Below are 18,125 nucleotides of genomic sequence, written 5' to 3'. Positions count from 1 at the left end.
GGGCGCCTCCGGCTGGGTTTCCCCCTGGTGTCACGTCACCAGGGCGATCCGAGTAAGGAGGGGCAACGGTACTGGCCTGCCTGAAGCTGCGCGACATTGCGATGATCGCAATGATGATTGTAGGCCTGCAGCTACCGTTGATGCTGCTCTGCTCTGGTACGACCGCCCCTACAGCCCGGCCGCCGCGCTCCGAGCAATTGTCGTAAGCATGCATTCGATTGAGGAACTCGCCGCTCTGCGCAACCCGATGCCCGAACCGGGCTCCGCCACCCCCGAGGACTGCTACGCCGACGCCTGCGACCAGGTACTGGAACAGCGCAAAAACGACGCCGCCGGCTTGGAGGCCGCGGGCGAGGAGCTGGGGACGGATCCGCTGCTGCTGGCGCTCGCCGACCTGAAGTCGAAGAAGGAGGCTGTCGACGCGCAGATCAGGCATTTGCTCGCCTGGGGGCGGGAGTTCCACGGCAGCCGCCCCTACGGGCTGGAGGAACTCGCACGCCGCGCCGGGTACAGCATCTCCGGAGTACGCACCGCCTACGGCGACACGGAGATCAGGCAGGTCGCCGAACAGATCGGCCGTCAGCCCAACCGACCGCGACGCGAGAGCGCCAAGGGCGGCCGGTGAGCGGGACCGCCCATCCACCCCCAGCCACCGCACGGCAAAAGGAGCGGCCAGGGCAGCAGCTCGGCCCGGCAGCAGGCGCCGACTCCGGCGCCGTCCTCGGCGCCGGTGACCAGGGGAGACCGTACGGAGTGAACCCCGACGGTTCACACTCTCTCCCGGCTTGTAAATCGGGTGTCGTCCCGGATGGGCCGACAGCACCGTCCAACGAAGGGAACTTCTCTCATCGAAGCGGGAGTTCATTGTTCATAGCCGTCGCAGTGCAAAGGAGCAGGTAGCCGTGAGTGAGCCGCCGCAGACACCAGAGCCGTCCTACAACAGAGTCCAATTGAGCGGGCCACCGGAAGCAGTGGCCCGGCTCATGGCGGCTCTCGGCGCAGCGGGAGAGATCATCTTCGATCACCGGTCGGAGCCGGACGTACGTGGAGACGTGGCGTGCACGGCCCGGGTGGTCACCTACAGTGCGCCGACGCCGCAGCCGGTGTCTTCCGGGCGGGCGGAGGCGGTCGTTCAGAGCACGCTGCGGCTGGATACGGCACGCTGGCCCGGGCTCGGCCAGGACGAAGGCGTCCAGCGCTGGAGAACGGTGCCGCGGCCGCGCTGGGTGCGGTCGACGGTGTTACCGAGGTGAGCAGCCGCCTGGTGGCCGTGGTCCCTTCGGTTGCCGCTGGCTAGCGTGGCCGCGGAGGCGGGCGGCCTGCCCGAGGAAGGTCTGGCGCTGTGGCTGACGGAGTGGAAGGTCAGCACGAAGATCCCTTGGCCGGGCCGTCACCTGGTCGCGTCCGTCGGCCGTAGCGTGGCGGGGCAGCTCGACTACTTCCTCCACCCGGACGGGCAGGCGGTGAAGGTGGTCATGCTGCGCGACCATCCCGATTTCCAGCGGCGCGGCCTGGCCGGCGTGCTGATGGACGCACTGTATGCGGCGCATCCCACGGCCTGGATCAACCACGGCTGGCGCACCGGGGACGGCGCGCGCTGGTGGAACGGCTACCAGGAACCCGATCCCGGGCGCAATGTCCACAACCGGCCGCCCGCGGAGTGGGCAGCGTACTTCGACGCGGTGGACGTCGCCTCGGACAAGGCGCACATCGCTCACCAGAACGAACGCTACGGCCTTCACGGCCACCGGGACGTCGCCTACCGCTACGGCGAGCGCCTGGAGTCGGAGGCAGCCTTGCACGCGGCGGCGTTCCGGCCGGTCACGCCGGTCCCCGTGGACCCGGGCGCTCAGCCTCTGCACGGTGGCTTACGTCTCGTCCTGCCGCCGGCTATCCACGCGTTCGTCCACGACCGCACACAGGATGCCGGTGCGCGGGCTGCGGCGCTGCTGGAGCATCTCGGGCACGGGAACCTGCCGCGGGACGCGTACTGGAACACCAGCGTGCAGGCCGCGTTCGCCGACACCCACCAGGAGCTTTTCGAGAGCCGGTCGCCCGGACCGCCGGCCACGCATGTGGTGTTCACGCTGGCCCGCTGGACGCCTCAGCTGTGTCCGCGGCCGACGCTCTCGCGACGAGCGTGGAGTTCACGCAACCAGGCGACGTCGCGGTCGACGTCACCCGCATGTCCTGGCGCCCAGCCGACCGGCCGTACCTGACTAATGCCGCCGCGTTGACGCCCGCCGTCGCAGCAGCCATCGCCCCTCTGTCGGCGCGATCCGTGAGTGCCGCCTACCCTAGCCGCTACAACGAGAGCGGCTTCCTGCGCGCCGCGGCCCGAGCAGGCGGGCGGCCCTTCACCGACCGGGCCGCCCAGATCCAAGCCATGGCCGAACGGCTCCTGCGCGGCCAGGCCTCACGCACCCGGACACCACGGCCGAAACCCGCACCACCGCCGAGCGCCGCACCGCGCCCGCCCGCGCCCGAGCAACGACCACCAGCACCGGGACGCCGCCCATGAAACGAGCATCTGTGGCGGGTGGCCCGTGCAGGGCTCCTGGCCGCCAGGCGGGACCGCAAGGCCTCGCCTGCTAAGTCATCACCTGCCGCCGCACCGCGACGGCTGCGAGTCGATACGGCCGAGGTCCAGGTCGGCGACGTCGAGCAGCAGCCAGATGGGGTGACACGGCGTTTGCCTGGGAGCGTGACTGGTCACACTGTGATCATGCCCGAGTCCCAGGGCGGCGGACGGCTGCGCCCGCCGAAGCGTCGGAGTCCGCGCGTACGTGTACCGCGAGTGGAGAGTCGACCGCGGCCAGGCCATCCACGGTGGATGATGTTCCTCGACAAGGCGGCATCCATCCTCGCGCCGGGAACCCTCGTCATCGGGTTGCTCTATTTCTTTGGAAGCACGTACACGGATGCGTACTACGCCTTCTTCGGTGTGCCACCGCGCGACCTCCAGTTCTCTACACAAGGCTACTTGGCCAATAGTCCGCGGGCGATCTTCTTCCCAGTGCTGTTCCTTTTTCTGACTGGCGTCGGCCTGGTGATAATGATGCTGCTGATTACCCATGCGTTGTCAGGCAACCGGCATGTGGCGAGGCGCCGTGTCGTGGCCAGATGGTTCATGTATCCCGGCATGGCTGTCTCGCTGCTATTACCATTGGCATTCTCGAACTTGGCGGTGGGATCATCGCGCCAGGACTCGGCGAGGAGTTCCTACTGGGTGTGGACGCCACTTGTTGTAGCCCTGGGAGCGGCCCTGTGGCTGTACGGACTTCGGCTGAGTCCCGGCGACTGGGGTAACCCAGAAAAGCGCGCACCGAGTGGCAGGCGGGTGTGGTTCACCGCTGAGGTATTGCTGGCCGGCCTGATGACGGCCACCTTGTTTATTTTTGCGACCCGCTATGCGACCTACAGGGGAAGGGCTGATGCTGACGTCGACGCCAATACTGGTTTTAAAGCCTACCCGTCTGTTGTGATTTATTCGAGAATGAAGATCGACCACGATATTCCGGAAGTCACCGTGGAGGACCAAGGTAGCGGAAGCGGCCCGTACCGCTTCCGCTACAAGGGCTTCGTCGCCCTCGCGAAAACGCCAACCCATTTCTATCTCGTCTCCCGCGACTGGCATGCCGGCCGAGCGGTGCTCGTACTGCCGGACGACGGCACCATCCGCGCTGAGATGCAGCCAGCCTGAGCGTCGCAATCCGCGCCGAGACCGCGACAGAGAGCCGAGGCCGCCGTCCGGGCCGCCGATGCTGACAGGAAACTCTCGGTTGGACAACCACGTCGCCTCGGGCGATGCAGACCATCTCGCCGAGCGGCAGGTTATCCCTGTCACGCCAGTCGGCGTGGATGGCTTCGAAGGCGAGGCGGCCGATGCCCGCGCCCAGGTCGATGATCCGTTCGCCCGGCCGGTCGCCGCCGATGTCGTTGGTGGCGAGCTCGCGTGCCATCTCGCGGGGCGTGAAAAACGCGCCGCCGAGAGCCTGCGTGGTGGACGCCGACGGCCGGTAATGATCGAGAACGAACTCCTTCTCCTTGCGGGTCAGGTCCCGGTCGGCAGCGACCAGGTCCATCGCTTTGTGGTGATTGCGGGCCTGCTCACGGGTGAGGGGCACAGTCGCAAGCGCTGAGGTATGCGGCGGGCGGCCCGAGAACATGGGGTGGTGGTCACCGCTCAGCCCTGATTATCACGGACACTGGCGCGGTGGCTGGCAAGCGGCGCAACCCGCACCGACGGCGGTTTCCGGCGGCTTCGGACCCTTCTGAGGACGGAGATTGGGGGGCCTGGAAGGAGGTGGGGCGTGAGGGGAGCGGGCTTCGGCACGATGCAACGCACTGGCCCGGCCCGGGGTAGAGAGCGGCCCCGGCACCGCGACGGGCGGCGCCGGGGGCCGTGAGGTCAGGCGGGGTGACAGTGTTCAGCCTGCGCTGTGGCCGCGGCATTCCGGCTCGCTGCCAGCGTGGGCGTCCAACCAGCATGCGGTGGCCGTGCCGGGTGCGCCGGCAGCGCGAAGCAGACCGACCAGCGCGTCGATCTCGGTGCACTGCAAGGCAGCTGCCACCTCGCACGCGGTGTCCTGGAGGCTGAACACGGCGGCGAACCGGGCGGCGGCCTCCTCGAGCGGTGCGCAGGCGCCGGTTTGGACCAGCGGCTGCTCGGAGGGGCCGTGACGGCACACGCCGGTCTCGTCGTGGTCGATCGCGGCGCCCCTGCAGTACTGTGCCCCATCCTCCGCCGCGTGCTGCTCGCGCTCGGCGCACTCGGCTTCGGCTCTCAGTGCGCGAGCTACTTCGGGGAGGCGGCCGGTGAGAACGACGACCGGCACCGTGCCGGCCGGCTCGTCATCTTGGCGCGAGTCACGGACGAAGGTGAACCGGGTCCAGTCGTCCGCGGTCTCGACGCTGAGCGTGTTGCCGACCACGTCGACGAACTCGTACCGGTCCCGCCGGTCGAGGTGGTCGGCCAGGGCGCGCACCTTGACCGCGGGCAGGAGCACGGTGACCGTGTCGCCGCCCAGGGCGAGGTTCTCCGCCTCGCAGGACACGTAGGGCCCGCGAGGACGGGTGGTGGCGCGAAGCTCCACGCGATGGCTCTGTGGGTCGGTGTAGCTGTACGAGGACACAGGTGCTCCTGTTAACGGTGGGATGGTCCAGGGGTGCGGCCGGGCCGGAGCCGACCAGGCTGTGACGGCACAGTGGTCTGTGGGGGCGTCGTGGTTGGTGAACCCGCGTGGTTTTACTGAGGCGGGATCCCGTCAGTCGGCGTGCTGGGCGGGGCTGTGGAGTGGAGTGGACCGTGCGCGGGGGGTGGCTTAGCTCCGCAACCTGCTGTGCTGACCGGCATTGCATCGGGTCGGGCGCGGCAACGCGCTCGGCCCCGTCCCCTCAACGGGGGCGGGACCGAGTGGCAGTCAGCGTGACTGAGGCAGGGACGGGCAGGGCCGGTTCAGGTGGCGGCTGGGGCCGCCGCGCTGTCGGAGACGGCCGCGGTGGCCGACTTGGTGGTGGTCTGCTGTTGGCCGACAGGGGTGAGGATCTCTCGGTGGTCTGAGGTGATGAGGGCAGCGACGCTGTCACGCCAGTTCGGAATGCGGCAGCGACTGCGATCGAGGACCAAGAAGCCGGCGCCCCGACCGCTTCGGGCGTAGATGAAGGTGTCGCTGCGAGTGCCGTTGGTGAACTTCAGGGTGTGGCTGAGGCGGACCTGCGTGCCCGGCTTCAAGCCGCGACGCAGGAAGTCGCGTTGCGCGTGATAGGCCCGGCACTGCGCGCGCCAGGCGAGTGCGTACTCGTTCGTGGTCGGGGTCAGGACGTTGAGCACCGACTTGGGCGCCTTGTGGTCCCCAGGACCACAGTTCTCGTCCAGGTCCTTGTAGCCGAAGTTGAAGTCCGGATCATTGGTCCAGCGGGTCAGGGCGATGAACGCGGTGACTTCACTGGTGGTCCGGTCGCGGACGGCGGCGTAGAAGACGCCTTCGACGGTGCCGTGCGCGATGATCTTGTAGCGGTGGTCGAGCTTCTTCGCGAAGTGCTCTTCATCGGTTTCGGCGTTCTTGTCGCGTCGGTAGAACGTCCATCCCATGACGTGGCCTCTCGATCAGGTGCCGGTTCTGTGGCCCGGCCGCCGGCGCAGCATGGGACGGGAGGCGGCAAGCGACGCAAGGGTGTGCCGGCAACCCGCGCAGGTGGTGCGGGAGGCGGCGCGTCTCCGGCAACCGCGTACACGCTCATGCCGCCGACGCCGGCGAACACGGGCACGTAGACGCCGATGTTGTCGCCGCCGTTGGCGAAGGGGACCGCGACGACCTCCAGCGGCCTGGGCCCGCCCTCGGCCTTCTCTTTCTCCTCCTCCGGATCGTTCCGGTGCCGCCAGGCCTGGACGGCGGCCTTGATGTCCACGGCGAGCGGCAGCAGACCGAGGTTTGGGATGGCCTTCTCGGGCAGGAAGGAGGCGCCGAACGCGGCGGCCACCGCGACCGAAAGGACGGCGGCGAAGCCGAGGTACTGGCCGATGGCGATGCGCCGGGTGGAACCGCGATGGCCGGCGTCCTGGGCGACCAACAGAGGATGTCGTCGATGTTGGTGACGGCGAACGGGCGCCGCCTGGCCAATGATGCCGAGATTCACGCCTGCACCGCCCAACCAGAGGTGTGGGAGAGGGCGGCCGGCCGTAGGCGCTGCGGCGGGCCGGGTCGTGCTGAAGATGCAACTTCATGATCACCCCTCGGTCAGGCACGTTAGGTACGTGCAGAGCAAGCGGTGATCTACCGATGCGGTCTCGTTTCGGACTGATACGTGCGCGACCGGTCCTGATTCCGCCAGGAAGCATCAGGGTCGTAAGCGGGGCTTGGGTCGGCTCGACGAGGGGAATCTAGACCGACAGGCGTCGCCATCGGGGGGTGGGGGACATTCGGAGATCACAGGAGACTCGGGTCAACGCTGGAGTTTCTGATATCGACGGCGTGGCCCACGCAGTACTCGTACTGGGCGATACGGCGTGGTGGCCCCTGTCTTCAATCATCGGCCGTTCACCCAGCATGCTCACCGGAGCCTACGAGGGAAGGCTCCCGCGCATCACGGCCGTGGAGCCAGAGACGTTCAAAACGCAGGCATTGGCTGGCTGGTCCGCATGGCTCGACCTCGACAAAGGTGAGCTGTCCGTCACCTCACCGGTCAACCCACGTTTCCACTACGGAGCCGTTCCGCCCTTGCCGCCCGGATGGCGGGAGACAGCAGCGCTGGCGGGACGCGTCCTGCTCTTGGTCACCGGCTATTTGCCGCCCTTGCCCGCCGGCATCGACAGCGTCGATCTGCTGGACCGGCTGGCGGTCCAGGGCCGCCTCCACGGCGCCATAATTGGCTACGCGGAGTCCGCGAGGCCCAAACAGGCACACCATGTCCTTCACCACCCGGACGAGGGCGACACGTGCCTGCCGACCGTCGTAGCCCCAGCAGACGCTCTTATGGAACTGTCGGAACTCGTCGCCGACCGGGTTCTTGTGCTGGACGAGGCCAAAGCCCGTGCGCGTCGTATCGCCTGGCTCACGGAGAAGGCACGGGGGAGCGCAAGCCGACCGGATTCGGCTCCAGCGCCCATAGTCGGCCCGCCATTCGCTATACCCGGCGAACCGCCCGTCCACCATCCAGCAGGAACACCGGACAAACCCGTGCGGGAGATGACGGATTCCGAAATCGCCGCCCACGCCTTCCCTGTCGGGTGGCCCCCGGAGTGGGCGCTACGCGTGCACTACTACTACCTACGACTGCTGGTGGAGGTCGCCGAAGCCCGCGGAGGGCCCCAGCGGTCGTCACTGTGGCCGGTCGCCGCAGCTCGCGCCATCGACGCTGCCGCCCATCTGTACTCCGTCACCGGTGATGAAACTCTCTTCGACGATGCCAACGAACTCTCCGTTCGACAGCTCACCTTGCTGCGCTCCCAACCGCCTGCACGTCCTCTGCAGGACGCGCTCCTCGCCGCGGCCGAGCTCCGCCTCGCAGCCCTGGGCCCGCTCCATCTCACCGGCGACCTGTACGCACGCGAGCGCCTTCCCTGCCTCATGGCCGCGCGGCGAGTGCAGTTGTACCAAGCCTTTGAGGACGATCGGCCAGAGCCGTCCAGCCTCACGCTCCGCATCGCAGAGGCGAACGCCTTCGTCGAGGAAGCCCTTGGCACGCTCGCTGGGCCGTCCCGTGGGCGGGCGCTCGTACTGCGCATCCAAACCGGGATCGCACGTGAGCAGCCATACTCTCTGTCCACAAAGCAGATCCGATCCCTCGCGGCAGAAGCCCGCGCGTGTTTCCAGGGCACTGAAGGGCCGATCATCGACCTCTTCTTGGCTCGCCTGCTGAACGATCTATCCCTTGACGAAGCGGCCGACGTTTTCAGGCTACCGCTGCAGGCGATCGTGACGGCGTACGGTGAGCCGGGCGCCCGTGCCCTTGTCTCCCAAGGCATTGAGTTCGCGCGTTTCGCCGGGAGCCGAGATCTTCTGCAGCATGTCCTTCGATGGTCCGCCAACTTGTCTGAGCCCACGTCTGATGCGCACCTCCGCCAGGAACTGGAAGCGAGCCTCCACTGTCTTCCGTGCGACGAGACTCCGTGTCCTGCCCCCGGTGCTGATCTCGCCGTGCTAGCTCGTCGGCACCTCTCACACCCTCGACGGCTGTGGTCCTCCCTCCGGCGTAGGGCACCTCAGGAGGCGGCCCGCGCACACCTCGCGGCGCACGCCCTGGCAGACGGCCGCATCGAGCTCGGTTTGCGGTTGCTGCCGCCTTTCGAGTCATTGAGCACCCTCGGGCACGGGTTCTCCCTGCTCTATGCTGACCTGCACTACGAGGCGGCCAGGAAGAGCATCGCCTGCCCAGATGCTGCCGGGCCTGGTCTTGCCTGGCTGCTGTGCCAAGCGGCGCAGAAGTACTCCCTGCTCGGCCTGTACGGGCTCGCCAGTTGGTGCCTAATACAAGTGCTGGAGCTTGTGGAGGAGTCGTCCGACGACGACCTTCCCGGCGTGGTCACAGCCGTCGCGGGGGTCATGCCAGTGCTTCACGCGAACCGGGACCCGCAGCTGGCCCGCATTTACCGGGACGTGGTGCACACCAGCACGCCGTACCCCGAGTCCCTGGAGGCGTTCCTGGGACTACACCACGCGGCCAAGGGCCCCACGTTCTCCCAGCTCTACGGCACACGCGAGCCCTTCGAGGTGCCGGAGGCCGTGACGCACCAGTTGGTGCGGCTGCGGGTGGCCTCGGCTTCCCGCAACGCTGAGCTCCTTGCTCCAGCGGAGGCCCCACCGAACCAGTCCGACACCCTCATCCCGGACACGGAATTGTGGGACTCGTCGTCACCCTTATCCGTCGAAGAGACGGCGCCGGGACGGACAGCCGCAGAGATCGAGCAGAACATCAAGCGGCACATCGACCGCGGCATCAATGAAGCACTGCTCCAGACCGCTGCCAACGGCAAACAGGCGATTCCCGATGTGCACCGACTACAGGAAGGCCTGGACGACCGGACTGTGTTCCTGAGCTGGTTCCTTCCAGCGGCCGCTGGACCTCGGTCCGTCTACACCATGCTGGCGGTCACCAGGGAATCGGCGGAGGTCATGGTCACACGCTCGGCCTCTGGCGACGACGACGTCCCGGAAACGGGCAACGAAGCGGAGCGACGCCCGGGGGAGCATGCCCTGGTCCGCATGGTGAGCGCCATGCGGTCCGAGGTGACCCGTGAGCCGTTCTTCGACGAAGTCGTCACGCCCGGCGGAGCAGCCCTGCTAGCACGGCCTCTAATTCCCTCAGAATGGTTGCAGCAGTGGCGCGACAGCGGCAAGGATCATCTGCGCATCTGGGCGCACGGACCATTGCACTACCTGCCGTTCCACCTGTGCTCCTACGGCCCCGAAGCGCGGCTGGTCGCCGACGACTTTACGGTATCGCTCGTCGCTGGCCTGGGCACTTCATCTCCCCCGAGCTCTCCAAATCCCCGCCCGGCGCGTACCGCGGTCATCGCATCGGCGTGCGGCGGTGAAGAGTTCGGCCTGAAGCGCGAGTCCATTCTGGAAGAGCATGCGGCCAAAATCGCCACGCTGATGGGCACCGACCCCATCATTAAGCAGGCGGCGACCCGGCAGCGTCTGCTCGACGAACTGTCCACCGCCGACGTCGTCCACATCGCCGCTCACGGCACCCAGGATGCAGGGGCGCCCTGGTTTCACTGCCTGTACCTGAGCCCAGATGAGGACGACGACGGCCGGGTCTTCGCGCACGACATCCTCGCGGCCAACCTGCGTGGTGTGCGGCTCGTCACCCTTGCTTCCTGTGAATCCGCGCTCGGTCGCTACGACATCAACGACAACTTGCGCGGCATGCCAGCGGCACTGCTCCTCGCCGGCGCGCAAACGCTCATTGGCTGTCTGTGGGAGGTACAACCCGATCCGGCGACGCGCTTCTTCGCCGATCTCCACCAGCGCCTCGCACAAGGCTCCGCCCCGCTGACAGCCTTCCGAGAGGCGCAACTTGAAACGAGGGCTGTCTTCCCTGCCTACCGGGACTGGGGGGCATTCGTATTCCTAAAAGGCTGGCACCACACAGCTCAGGAGGCGACATGACCGAGGCGAACGGCTGGACCATCCCGTTGAAGGAGGTTCCCCTTATCCCCGAACGAACCCTGGGCACGCCACCAGTGTCCGGAGATCTGGCGCGCAGGCTGTCGTTCGGCCAGGCCCTGTTGCCGGTGTCCGAGGCCTACGCTCCCCCCGAATGGTGTGCCTATGCCGCGGGGCTCACCCCAGAGCGCACGTTCCGACTACTCGCTCTGGTGTGCTCCTTCTACCCCGAGCAGCCGGACAGTCCCTGGACCATGAAGACGGGGTCAATGGGGCTGTCTCTCAGCACAGCCGGTGAGACACCCGCTAGGGCCGTCGCTCGCCGCATCGACCCGGGTCGGCGGACCCAACCCGTAAGCACCTCGCCCTCTACTGTCTCCTTCTCCTTCAACGCGGGATTGTTCAGCGCAGGGGTGGAGCACCCGGTCGGGGGATCCACCACCGGCTCGGAATGGGTCGTGCAGGGCTACGGGGCGCATCAATCCCGGCTGCGCTGGGATTTCCGCAGCACCAGGCGCCATCCACTCGTCGGTGATCATCCCCTGGCCGTCCTTGTCGAACTCGAGCCCGACAAGGAGCACCGTGCCGAGGTCATGTTCTCTGTCGAGCTCAAGCACCCGGTCGTCGGGCTGCGCAGGCACCGAGCGCAACTCCCTGCCGTCACGATCCCATTCGCTATTTGACTACACCGCGTCAGGCCTATCCGGGCGAACTCACCAAGGCCCGAGCCGTCGTGTAGTCATTTCTGGTTCTCGAAGCGGACCATGTGCCGCAGGCTGGCTCGCGCCGCGGCCAGGTCGTCCTCGGCCTCCTTCAGCTTGCTTTCCAGCCGCCTCACCTGAGCGTGAGCCTGATCGAGCTCAGTGCACAGCTGTTGGTTGTCGGCGGTGAGTTCGTGGATGCGGGTGCTGAGGTCGGAGGTGACCAAATGGTCGAGCTGCTGGCCCGTGGCTTCGGCGGACGGTGCCCTTGAGACGCTCGGCCTCTTTCCGGAGGCGCTGGTTGTCCTCCCGCAGGCGCTGCTGCTCGCCCTTCCACCCGGCCGACGCCTTAGAGGTCCTAACAGAAGCCGTTGATCATGTGACTTTCGGCTTGGTTGGTCGTTGGTCCGATCGTGGAAACGCCAGTCGCGGCCGTGGATCGTCTCGGACGAACTGTGGTCGCTCATCGAGCCGTTGCTGCCCGTGCCGGGTCCGAAACTGGTCGAGGGCAGACCGCGAGTGCCGGACCGGCAGGCGCTGTGCGGGATCCTGTTCGTCCTGCACACGGGTATCCAATGGGAGTACCTGCCGCAGGAACTGGACTTCGGCTCAGGCATGACTTGCTGGCGGCGCCTGGCCGCCTGGAACGAGGCCGGCGTGTGGGACGAACTGCACCTGGTGCTCCTGAAGAAGCTGCGGGCGGCGAAGAAGCTGGACTGGTCCCGGGCGGTGATCGACTCATCCCACGTCCGGGCCGCTCGACGGGGCCCAAAAGCGGTCCCAGCCCGGTCGACCGCGCACGGCCGGGCAGCAAGCACCACGTCCTCACCGACGGCCAAGGCATCCCGCTCGCAGTGTCGCTGACCGGAGGAAACCGCAACGACGTCACCCAACTCCTGCCCCTGCTCGACAAGATCCCGGCGGTTGCCGGCGTCGTCGGCCGCCCCAGACATCGACCCGACGCGCTGCTTTCCGACCGTGGCTACGACCACGACAAATACCGCCGCCTAAGGGCTGTCCCGTAAATGATCTCCTGGTCGTCTCAAGCGTGGTAGGCCGCCGTGCGGCCCGCTTCCCTATCCGGCGAGGGCGAGGTTGTGCATCCAGGCGATGCCGAGCATGGCGTGGTGGACACCGTCGCCCTTGAGGCGGCAGTCGCGGAGGATCTTCCATGTCTTCATGCGGGCGAAGACGTGCTCGACGCGGGCGCGGACCTGCTTGTGGGACTTGTTGTGTTCCTCTTTCCAGTCCGGGAGTTCGGCCTGGCCGCGCTGTCGGCGGTGCGGGATGACGAGTCCGGTGCCCGGGTAGCCGCCGTCGGCAATCGTGACGGTGTTGCCGACGGCGGCCTTGGCGCCGGATTCCTCCCATGCCTTGCAGTCGTTGCGGTTCCCGGCAAGCGGCCGGCCGACCACGACGACCAGGCGGGAGTCGGCGTCGATGACGACCTGGTGGTTAGTGGAGTACCGGTAGTTCTTCGACCGCTCGGCGATGGTGTGGTCCCGGGTGGGTACGAGGGTGCCGTCGACGATGAGCACGGTGTCCTTGGCGAACCGCTTGCGGGGCTGGAGGGCGAGCATCGGCCCGAGGTGGTCGATGATCCGGTCCGCCGCCGACTTCGAGATCCCGAACAGTGGCGCAAGCTGCCGCATGGTCAGGTTCGTACGCCAGTAGGCCGCGACCAGCAGTGCTCGATCCTCGAGCGGAAGACTCCACGGTCGGCCCCTGCGGACCACGTCTGCACCTGCGCGACGCAGCACGGTCACCAGCTTCCCGAACTGCTGCGGGCTGAGCCCGGTGAACGGGGCTATCCAGGACGGCTCCGACGCCGTGATCACACTCGCCACACCATGATCATCGACCTCATCGAGGCATGGCCACAGCTACGCTGATCGAGGCAGTCCACAGTGAGTAAAACCGGGGGGAACCGTGAACCGACCTCTGCTGTTCCTCGACGTGGACGGGCCACTCAACCCCTATGCAGCCAAGCCGGAGAGACGTCCCGACGGCTACACCACCCTCCGGGTCCCCCGGGGCGAAGCCCATCAGGATGACAGAAGCCTGTCGCCCCGACAACGCCCCCTGCGAGTCTGGCTCAACCCGGAGCACGGACGAATCCTGCTCCAGCTCGGCTTCGAGCTGTGCTGGGCCACAACATGGATGGACGACGCCAACCGGTGGATCGCACCGGTCCTGGGCCTTCCGGAACTTCCCTTCGTGAACTTCGGCGACGTCCTGCTCCAAGAACGCCCTGATGGAGTCCACTGGAAGACCGGACCGCTAGTGGACCACGCAGGCGGCCGTCCTTTCGCCTGGGTGGACGATGAGCAGAGCGAGCTGGGCCCCGGCGGGGGCAGTGTCGGGGGGCCGGAAGACGCTCCCCCCCGCCCCCTGGGGGCGTGGTCGAGCCACCGGCGGCCGGGCCGCCTCGCCCCCGCTCTGCCGGTGCCAGACGCGGAGCTCGCCGCCCGGGTGGCCCGACTCCACGCGTACAAGGTGGGTGACCGTCCTATGAACGCATCCGCCCGGTCGACTGCCGACAGACGGTGCGGGGCGCCATCACCCCGCACCGCCCGTCGGTCCTGTCACGTCACGCGGAGGAGTCGTCGAACGGAGCGTTCATCACCGACGAGGACTCGCAGGACCAGATGACACCGGTGCTCACCCTGATCTTGCAGACCTCGATGTAGGCGTTGTCGATGTAGCCGCCCGGCGAGGCGTACGTCGTCCATGTCGCGGTGTCTTGACCCGACGGAATGGTCCGCAGCCGCCACACGATGTGGCCGTTGTCGCCGTTGGTGACAAGGCGGGCACCGATGGCGTAGCCGTCGGTCGCGGTGTCCTCGACGTGGATTGTGACGGGGTCCAGACTGTACGGCCGGAGGCGCCAGCCGATGTCCACGCGGCCGGAGTACGAGTAGTCGGTCGCCCGCACGCTGGCCGACGTGGTCAGCGGGGCAGCGGCGGCGGGCGTGGCGGCGGCCGGGACGAGGACGGCGGCCAGAGCTACCGCCGCAGTGGCAGCCAGAGTGTGCTTGAGACGCAAGAATCCCCCGAAAGACGAGCTCAGTAGAACTGAGGTGCGGAATGATCATTCTAGTGCCGGTTGACTGGATCTGGCGCACACCCGACTGACGTCCGGATGCCGCTAGCGGCCGCCCTGGACGACACCCGGCACCTACAGCCTGGCCCCCTCCACACGGTGGTCGCCACCTGGACGGCCCGCCTCACCGCCCTGCCAGCCTTGACTGCCTTCCTGGCGAGCGGCATGGACGTCCGACGGCATCGACGCCCAAGACTCGCCTGTGAGTGACGCCTTCAGCGCCGCCTCTCCGCGAAGGCCCAGGACGTCCTGACCGAACTGCCCGACCACGCGCGGCAGATCGTGCGCGACGTACTCGACATCGCCGGCCGCGACCCTTGGGCCTTCCCGCCGTTCGACAGCCGCGACCCCGAAGGCGAAGACGATTGCTCCGCCTCGGCCGGCCGGCTCACCGCCGTGTACTGGATCAACCGACCAGCCAGGCGCCTGTACGTCCTCGACCTGATCTGGATCGGCTAGGTGTACGAGGCCATGACGTTGGTGACGCCCCGACATAGTTGAGCTGCCGGGGGCCTGTTCTCAATGGCCGTATGGGGTCGGTGGTAGTTGTAGTGGACGTTCCAGACTTCAAGGGCCTCTGTGCGCTGCTGTTCTGAGGTCCATGGCCGGGCATACAGGAATTCTTCGGCCAGGATCCGGTTGTAGCGCTCGACCTTGCCGTTGTGCCGTGGGGTGTACGGAGTGATCCGCTGGTGCCGGGCCTCGAGGAGGGCCCTGGCGAAGGCATCAGCGCGGTAACAGGAGCCGTTGTCCGTCACTATCCGTTCGATTCGGGTGATCCCGTGAGTGGCGAACCACGCTCGTGCCCGGTGCAGGAACGCGACCGCTGTCGCTGCCTTCTCGTCCGGCAGGGCTTCGGTGTAGGCAAGTCGGCTGAATCCGTCGATCGCTGAGTGCAGGTACGCGTAGCCGCCGCATTCGGTCTTCTTCTTGCGTTTGTTGACGGACTTGGCTTGTTCGCTCCCGCGGCCGTGAACGCGCCATCCGCCACCCTCGGGGATGCGACCGACCTTCTTGACATCGACGTGGACCATGTGACCTGGTCGACGAGCAATGATCTTTTGGGGTTCTCTGTTCGACGCCCCGCTTGGGTCGATGAACCGGCGCCGGTTCAGCCCCAGCTGAGCCAGATGTCGGCTCACAGTCCGTCGGCTGATGGGTGTCCCGGCCTGTGTCAGCTCGAATGAGATGCGGGCTGCCGACCACTTGTGGGCGCGTCGGAGAACCTCGACCTGGGCTACTACTTCGTCTGGGGTGGCCGTCGGCTGGTGTCGTGGCGTCGAGGAGCGGTCCAAGAGCCCGATCTCGCCGAATCTGCGGTAGCGGTTCACCCACTTTGAGGCACAGGCCCGGGAGATTCCCATCTCAGCGGCGACGTGAGCAATGGGGCGAGTTCGGCAGCGCTCGACGAGGCGGCGGCGCCCTTCAACGACAACGGTGCGTTGCGGTGAGTCACGCGGCTCATCGCGCTTGTGGGGAGGCGGGGCTCGTGGTGGCCTCCTTCGGCCGTGATACGTGGGCGACGAGGAAGAGCAGTACGCCACAGGTGGCGACCAGGATCCAGCCCGGGCGGGACGCGTGTGCGAGCCCCGTCGGGCTGGTGGCCGTGACCAGGGCGCCGGCGAGAGCGATGCCGAGGGCGGAGCCGAGTTGCCGTGCGGTGGAGGTGATCGCCCCGGCCACGCCGGCACGGGCGGGTGGCAGTCCATTGACCGCGGTGTTGGTGATCGGGGCGTTAGCGAAGCCGAACCCGACGCCTATGAGCGAGTATGCGGCCAGAAGCAGCAACACGCTCGTATGCGGGGTGAGCCGGACCAGGCAGAGCCCGCCGGCCGTGATGAAACCGCCCGCAAGGAGCAGCGGCAGCCGCGGTCCCGTGCGGCCGACCATGCGGCCGGACCAGGGGGCGCAGACCATCGCTCCGACGGCCAGGGGCAAGGTCGCCATGCCGGCGGCCAGCGGCGTCCCTTCCCGGGTGTGCTGCAGGTAGAGGGTGTTCAGCAGCAGTGTCATGTTCAGGGCGACGAAGACCGCCACCGCGCCCAGGACGGCACCGCTGAAGACCGGGCTCCTGAAGATCCGCGGATCCATCAGCGGCTCACGTCGGCGGGACTCGACCCGCACGAATCCGGCTGTCGCCACGGCAGCCCATGCGTATCCCGCCAGCGCCGCAGGCGACGTCCAGCCGATGCGCGGCCCTTCGATCAGGACGCCGACCACGACGGCGAGGACCATGGTCAGCAGGACCTGGCCGGGCAGGTCGAGGCGCCGGGCCCGCGGTGCCCGGGACTCCGGCACGAACACCGCACTGAGCAGCAGAGCGGCCGCGATGACCGGTGCGTTGATCCAGAACAGCGCCCGCCAGCCGAGCCCCGCGAGCAGCGCGCCGCCCGTGACGGGACCGGCGGCCATGCTCAGTCCGAACACTGACGCCCAGATGCCGATCGCCTGCGCCCGTTCCTTCGGGTCAGGCATCGCGTTCACCACGATCGCGAGCGCCACGGGGCTGAGCATCGAGGCGCCGATGCCCTGCAGGGCGCGGGCCGCGATGAGTACGCCCGCCGACGGGGCGAGCGCGCAGACCAGTGAGGCCGCGCCGAACGCGGCCAGCCCGCACTGGAATACCCGGCGGCGTCCGAAGCGATCCGCCAGTGCGCCGGAGGAGATCAGGCAACTGGCCAGGACGAGGGTGTAGGCGTCCACGATCCATTCGAGACCGCGCGTGTCGACATCCAGGCCGCGCCCGATGGCCGGCAGACCCACATTGACGATGGTGGTGTCCAGGCCCACCAGGAACATGCTCAGGCAGCAGACGGCCAGTACCGTCCAGCGTCTGCGCGCACTCAGCATGGGTTGAACAGGATGTGTTGTTGCGGTCACGGTCTACCTCTGATGTCCGGGAACAATGCCCGGCAAGGCTCGGCCCGCGCGACGGCCGCAGCCCATCAATTTTGCGAACACTGCAAAACTGGGTCCATGAACACAGAATCCGGGGACGCGGAGCTGGAGCAGATCCTCGATGGCATCGGGCCCCGGCTGCGCAGGCTGCGCCGGGAACGGGGACTCACGCTCGAGGCACTCGCGGCCACGACGGGGATCTCGGTCAGCACACTGTCCCGGGTGGAATCGGGCAGGCGGCGCCCGACTCTGGACCTGCTTATCCCGCTGGCACGGGCGCACCACGTCGCACTCGACCAGCTGGTGGCGGCGCCGGCCAGCGGTGACCCTCGGGTGCACCTCCGGCCCTTGCACAAGGGGCGCGGCAGCGTCCTCGTGCCCCTGACGCAGTATCCGGGCCGAGTGCAGGTCTTCAAGCAGGTACTGGCACCCCGCCAGCCGGAACTGGTCACCCACGAGGGCTACGAATGGCTCTACGTCCTCGCCGGTCGGCTGCGCCTCATCCTCGGGGCGCAGGACTTCACGCTGCGGCCCGGCGAAGTGGCCGAGTTCGACACCACCGAGCCCCACTGGTTCGGCCCCGCGGACACGAGCGCCGTGGAGATCCTGCACCTGTTCGGTCCACGAGGAGACCAAGCCATCGTCCGCGCCAGACCGTCCGCAACCGATCCCGCCCCGCCGACCGCCCCAAACCCACCGTCAACAACGTCATGACCCGCAACAGCTAGGCCACCCCGTTCGGATCTAGTGGCTCATCTCAATTCGATGACCAGGCAATTGATCGCTGTCTCAGACAAGGCTGCTTCTAGG

Annotated in this window: 14 protein-coding genes and 4 pseudogenes; 10 read left to right on the top strand and 8 right to left on the bottom strand. The window is 67.6% G+C overall.

What is annotated here, in order from left to right:
- Nucleotides 1–208 precede the first annotated feature (208 nt).
- From ACZ6B1_RS33540 to ACZ6B1_RS33525, 4 genes are all read left to right on the top strand, one after another.
- A complete protein-coding gene (locus ACZ6B1_RS33540) occupies nucleotides 209–625 on the top strand; it encodes a hypothetical protein (protein WP_468784537.1) in 417 nt (138 codons plus the stop codon).
- Between the two features lie 673 nt (nucleotides 626–1,298).
- The gene (locus ACZ6B1_RS33535; RefSeq protein ID WP_468784536.1) at nucleotides 1,299–2,219 is read left to right on the top strand and encodes a hypothetical protein; all 921 of its coding nucleotides are present in this window, start codon (nucleotides 1,299–1,301) and stop codon (nucleotides 2,217–2,219) included.
- A 614-nt stretch (nucleotides 2,220–2,833) separates the two neighbouring features.
- Nucleotides 2,834–3,703, top strand: coding sequence for a hypothetical protein (locus ACZ6B1_RS33530; RefSeq protein WP_468784535.1), 870 nt, complete (start codon nucleotides 2,834–2,836; stop codon nucleotides 3,701–3,703).
- 79 nt (nucleotides 3,704–3,782) lie between these two features.
- Nucleotides 3,783–4,142 carry a hypothetical protein gene (locus ACZ6B1_RS33525; RefSeq protein WP_468784534.1) on the top strand — a complete coding sequence of 120 codons (360 nt, stop codon included), beginning with the start codon at nucleotides 3,783–3,785 and terminating at the stop codon, nucleotides 4,140–4,142.
- A 288-nt stretch (nucleotides 4,143–4,430) separates the two neighbouring features.
- Here ACZ6B1_RS33525 and ACZ6B1_RS33520 read toward each other — a convergent pair whose 3' ends face one another.
- The 3 genes and pseudogenes from ACZ6B1_RS33520 to ACZ6B1_RS33510 form a co-directional block, all read right to left on the bottom strand.
- A complete protein-coding gene (locus ACZ6B1_RS33520; protein WP_468784533.1) occupies nucleotides 4,431–5,135 on the bottom strand; it encodes a hypothetical protein in 705 nt (234 codons plus the stop codon).
- 323 nt (nucleotides 5,136–5,458) lie between these two features.
- Nucleotides 5,459–6,094, bottom strand: a complete 636-nt coding sequence (locus ACZ6B1_RS33515; protein ID WP_468784532.1) for a DUF6927 domain-containing protein — start codon at nucleotides 6,092–6,094, stop codon at nucleotides 5,459–5,461.
- 170 nt (nucleotides 6,095–6,264) lie between these two features.
- Nucleotides 6,265–6,639: pseudogene (locus ACZ6B1_RS33510) on the bottom strand (cadmium resistance transporter); the annotation flags it as partial.
- A 335-nt stretch (nucleotides 6,640–6,974) separates the two neighbouring features.
- Here ACZ6B1_RS33510 and ACZ6B1_RS33505 point away from each other — a divergent pair.
- Both ACZ6B1_RS33505 and ACZ6B1_RS33500 read left to right on the top strand, forming a co-directional pair.
- Nucleotides 6,975–10,616 (top strand): CHAT domain-containing protein, encoded by a 3,642-nt coding sequence (locus ACZ6B1_RS33505; RefSeq protein WP_468784531.1) that lies wholly within the window; start codon nucleotides 6,975–6,977, stop codon nucleotides 10,614–10,616.
- Nucleotides 10,613–11,296 (top strand): hypothetical protein, encoded by a 684-nt coding sequence (locus ACZ6B1_RS33500; protein ID WP_468784530.1) that lies wholly within the window; start codon nucleotides 10,613–10,615, stop codon nucleotides 11,294–11,296. Before ACZ6B1_RS33505 ends, ACZ6B1_RS33500 begins: the two co-directional genes overlap by 4 nt.
- Before the next feature lie 56 nt (nucleotides 11,297–11,352).
- On the opposite strand, the gene ACZ6B1_RS33495 is transcribed toward ACZ6B1_RS33500, so the two are convergent.
- The gene (locus ACZ6B1_RS33495) at nucleotides 11,353–11,541 is read right to left on the bottom strand and encodes a hypothetical protein (protein WP_468784529.1); all 189 of its coding nucleotides are present in this window, start codon (nucleotides 11,539–11,541) and stop codon (nucleotides 11,353–11,355) included.
- 211 nt (nucleotides 11,542–11,752) lie between these two features.
- Between ACZ6B1_RS33495 and ACZ6B1_RS33490 the strand changes: the two are divergent.
- Nucleotides 11,753–12,327: pseudogene (locus ACZ6B1_RS33490) on the top strand (IS5 family transposase); the annotation flags it as partial.
- Nucleotides 12,328–12,390: 63 nt separating this feature from the next.
- Here ACZ6B1_RS33490 and ACZ6B1_RS33485 read toward each other — a convergent pair.
- Nucleotides 12,391–13,161: a transposase gene (locus ACZ6B1_RS33485; protein WP_468784528.1), complete on the bottom strand. Its 771-nt coding sequence runs from the start codon at nucleotides 13,159–13,161 to the stop codon at nucleotides 12,391–12,393.
- An 82-nt stretch (nucleotides 13,162–13,243) separates the two neighbouring features.
- Here ACZ6B1_RS33485 and ACZ6B1_RS33480 point away from each other — a divergent pair.
- Nucleotides 13,244–13,654: pseudogene (locus ACZ6B1_RS33480) on the top strand (hypothetical protein); the annotation flags it as partial.
- A 250-nt stretch (nucleotides 13,655–13,904) separates the two neighbouring features.
- Here the strand turns inward: ACZ6B1_RS33480 and ACZ6B1_RS33475 are convergent.
- The gene (locus tag ACZ6B1_RS33475) at nucleotides 13,905–14,360 is read right to left on the bottom strand and encodes a hypothetical protein (protein WP_468784527.1); all 456 of its coding nucleotides are present in this window, start codon (nucleotides 14,358–14,360) and stop codon (nucleotides 13,905–13,907) included.
- 339 nt (nucleotides 14,361–14,699) lie between these two features.
- On the opposite strand from ACZ6B1_RS33475, the gene ACZ6B1_RS33470 reads away from it, so the two are divergent.
- Complete coding sequence (locus ACZ6B1_RS33470) at nucleotides 14,700–14,876, top strand: hypothetical protein (RefSeq protein WP_468784526.1); 177 nt, start codon at nucleotides 14,700–14,702, stop codon at nucleotides 14,874–14,876.
- On the opposite strand, the pseudogene ACZ6B1_RS33465 reads toward ACZ6B1_RS33470, so the two are convergent.
- Nucleotides 14,873–15,873, bottom strand: a pseudogene (locus ACZ6B1_RS33465) (IS481 family transposase). The gene ACZ6B1_RS33470 and the pseudogene ACZ6B1_RS33465 overlap by 4 nt on opposite strands.
- A 5-nt stretch (nucleotides 15,874–15,878) precedes the next feature.
- Nucleotides 15,879–17,267, bottom strand: coding sequence for an MFS transporter (locus ACZ6B1_RS33460; protein ID WP_468784525.1), 1,389 nt, complete (start codon nucleotides 17,265–17,267; stop codon nucleotides 15,879–15,881).
- A gap of 126 nt (nucleotides 17,268–17,393) precedes the next feature.
- On the opposite strand from ACZ6B1_RS33460, the gene ACZ6B1_RS33455 reads away from it, so the two are divergent.
- A complete protein-coding gene (locus tag ACZ6B1_RS33455) occupies nucleotides 17,394–18,029 on the top strand; it encodes a helix-turn-helix domain-containing protein (protein ID WP_468784524.1) in 636 nt (211 codons plus the stop codon).
- The last annotated feature ends 96 nt before the right edge of the window (nucleotides 18,030–18,125 follow it).

Source organism: Streptomyces sp. NPDC041129 (assembly GCF_055592265.1).
The sequence above is the reverse complement of the archived record's forward strand: the minus strand, read 5'-3'. Positions and strand labels throughout refer to the sequence as shown.

Bases quoted from the DNA above. Each gene is read 5' to 3' on its own strand.
- ACZ6B1_RS33540 (WP_468784537.1), top strand. From the start codon at position 209: ATGCATTCGATTGAGGAACTCGCCGCTCTGCGCAACCCGATGCCCGAA.
- ACZ6B1_RS33530 (WP_468784535.1), top strand. From the start codon at position 2,834: ATGATGTTCCTCGACAAGGCGGCATCCATCCTCGCGCCGGGAACCCTC.
- ACZ6B1_RS33515 (WP_468784532.1), bottom strand. From the start codon at position 6,094: ATGGGATGGACGTTCTACCGACGCGACAAGAACGCCGAAACCGATGAA.
- ACZ6B1_RS33500 (WP_468784530.1), top strand. From the start codon at position 10,613: ATGACCGAGGCGAACGGCTGGACCATCCCGTTGAAGGAGGTTCCCCTT.
- ACZ6B1_RS33460 (WP_468784525.1), bottom strand. From the start codon at position 17,267: ATGCTGAGTGCGCGCAGACGCTGGACGGTACTGGCCGTCTGCTGCCTG.
- ACZ6B1_RS33455 (WP_468784524.1), top strand. From the start codon at position 17,394: ATGAACACAGAATCCGGGGACGCGGAGCTGGAGCAGATCCTCGATGGC.